The organism is Candidatus Eremiobacterota bacterium (assembly GCA_031082125.1).
GTDB lineage: Bacteria > Vulcanimicrobiota > CADAWZ01 > CADAWZ01 > Ess09-12 > Ess09-12.
Window position 1 is genome coordinate 125,745 of sequence record JAVHLM010000009.1, and the last position, 2,591, is coordinate 128,335.

General features: G+C 58.0%; 2 protein-coding genes. One reads left to right on the plus strand and one right to left on the minus strand.

Features of this window, described 5'->3' with window-relative positions:
- A partial coding sequence (locus tag RDV48_12370; protein ID MDQ7823585.1) for a hypothetical protein occupies nucleotides 1-2,116 on the minus strand: 2,116 nt, incomplete at its 3' end.
- Nucleotides 2,117-2,248: 132 nt separating this feature from the next.
- Here RDV48_12370 and RDV48_12375 point away from each other — a divergent pair.
- Nucleotides 2,249-2,591: hypothetical protein (locus tag RDV48_12375; protein ID MDQ7823586.1), on the plus strand; the 343-nt coding region annotated here is incomplete at its 3' end.

Here is a 2,591-nt window from a genome sequence, read left to right on the forward strand (position 1 = left end):
GGCTCTCTGGCACTTCGCGGGGGCGCTCCACGCGGGGCATCACAGGCTCGCCGGGAGCCTTCGAGGCGCGGCTCTCTACTACCTCGCGGGGGCGATCCACGCGGTCGGTCCCCTGGTGAGGGGCAGTCTTCCCCTGGGAATATTCACTTCTCGGGCTTCCCGGAGCCTGGACTCTTTCACGGGCTTCCGCTCCCGCTGCCGGCGCCGTTCTGCCCCTATGATCCACCGCGGCTCCCCTTGAGGAGGGCACCGTCACTTCGCCCTGGGCCGGCACATTATGCTCGGCGTTCCGGGTGGCACCTCCGCGGGCTTCCCTCAATTCATGGGCCGGGGCTTTCCCTGCAGGACCTTGAGCCTTCTCCAAAGCCGAAGGCTGCCCGGGGGCCACCCCTCTCACCGGGGCGATGGCTTCGCCTTTTCCCTCGCCGCTCCTGAAGCCCTCTCCACGGTACTGGGTGTGGAACGCCTCATTGGGTGTGCCTGCAAGCGCCCCGCCAAAGCCAGGCTGGATTCCCTGAAACTCCCTTGAGCCCGCGATATCCTGGCCTGCCACAGGTGCCCTGCCTGCCACGCCATAAGAGTGCTCCTGAGGTCTTGCAGGCTGGCCGGGTGCCGTATATGAACTGTCAGAGACCCTCATGGACTCATTACGGCTGACATCAGCCTGGTAAGGGGTTTCCGGGGCCCTGCCGGGCTCCTTTCTCACCTGGGTCTCCTGCGATACTTTGTCGATCTTGGGCTGCGTGTCAATCTTTACCTTTTCAGCCTGGGCCTGGATATCGCTTCTTGCCCTGTCAAAGCCCGCCACCAGTGTCTGACGCGCCTCATCGACCTTTGAGGTGAGAGCCGACTTTGCCTGCTCGGCGCTTTTCTGTGCCTCGAGGGCCGAGAGGGTGCTCCGGGATTCCTCGGAATCCTTAGACTTGTCAGACATTGACTTGATACTATCGCCTATCTTCTCAACATTATCCTTTATCTCTTTTGTGTGCTTTTCCACGTCATGGCCTATGGTGCCCTCTCTTCCGCGGCCTTCACCCAGGCCTCTTTCATTTCCTCTCTCGCCAGCACCCCTCGAGCCTTCGACCTTTTCACCGATTCCGCTGTGGCGCTGCCCCTGATGCTTCTCCTGCTCTGGACCCTGACGTATTCTCTGTTCATCGGCTCCTTTCACCCCGGCGGCAGCCTTCATGTCCAGGCTCTCCCTGACCTGCCCCTGCTGCGTATCGCGGGTCACACCGGCGTTTTTCACCTTGATATCGTCAAGGCCGCCTTCCACGGAGAGCCCCGATTTCTGCTCTGCTGCCATGAGATCAGGCTTTGCTATTTTAAGGGAGGTATCTCCCTGGGTCCTGTCTGCCAGAACACCATCGGTCAAAGCCTTATCGGCCGCTCCCTTGTCCGTCAATCCCGCCACGCCTTTCAGGATATCGGACTTCCCGAGCAGATCCTGCGCCTTCTCTTTGCCGGATGGCTTCTCTTTACTGAGGGCCTGAGTCTCCTGAAGGGCCCTGTTCAGCGTCTCATCGGCATCCACGAGTTTCTGGGCACTGTCACCCAGCTGGAGTGCCTTTTCCTCTACCTCACTGTGAACCTGAGAGATCTTCGACTGCATTTCACTGTCAAGTTCGGATATTTTTGACTGGATCTCTGATTTGAGAGCTTCTCCATCAGGCTTTTCACTCTTGAGAGCCTCTTCCGCCTTTGCCTGGATCTCTTTCGCTATCTGCTCGGTCCGCGCCTTTACCTCAGTGTTGACCTGCTCCATCTTCACCGCGGCATCCTGATGGAGCTCATTGATGCCCGCCTCGACCTTCTCGGTCCGCTGCTGCTGGCTCTCCTGCGTACTCGCGGCCTGCTGCTGCTGCCTGAGTTGCTCCTGCCTGGCCTGTTCCTGCCTGAGCTCGGCCTGCTGTTCCTTTTTCTCAAGACCAGGAGGGGAATTCTTTCCCTTCATATGGCCGGGCGGCTCGTGATCATCATCATGAGTCCCCTCATGGTCGCCTTTGGCCTCATCATCCCCGTGCTTCATCCAATCCTTGATATCATGCTCAAGCTCTTTATCAGCAGTCTCTGCGGCCTTTCCTTCCTCCTCCCTGCGCTTCGCCGACTCCTCCATGGCATGTTCCAGGTCTTTATCGTCTGTTACCCCATCCCGGCCTTCTTTATGCTCATCATGAAGGCGGTTCTCTTGATCACCTCCAGGAGTTTTTTCCTCAACCCTCCCCCTATCTTCTTCCGAAGAGTGCCTATGATGCTTGCCATGGGCCTCATGGCCCCTTTCACCAGCATCGTGGGAGTCCTCTGTTCCCTTATGACCCTCATGATGGCCGTGCTTTTCATGTCCCTTGGCTTTACCATGGCCTTTCCCGTGATAATCGCCATGAGTCTCGTCATCACTATGGGTATGTCTGTCACTCCCCTCCAGGTTCCTCTCTGTCCTGGCTCCTATCCTCTCTATGTCCCTGTCAACCTTGTCCCCGAGCTTCCCTATATCCCTCTCTGTCCTGGCTCCTATATTCTCAATATCCCTGTCAATCTTGTCCCCGAGCTTCCCTATATCCCTCTCTGTCCTGGCTCCTATATTCTCAATA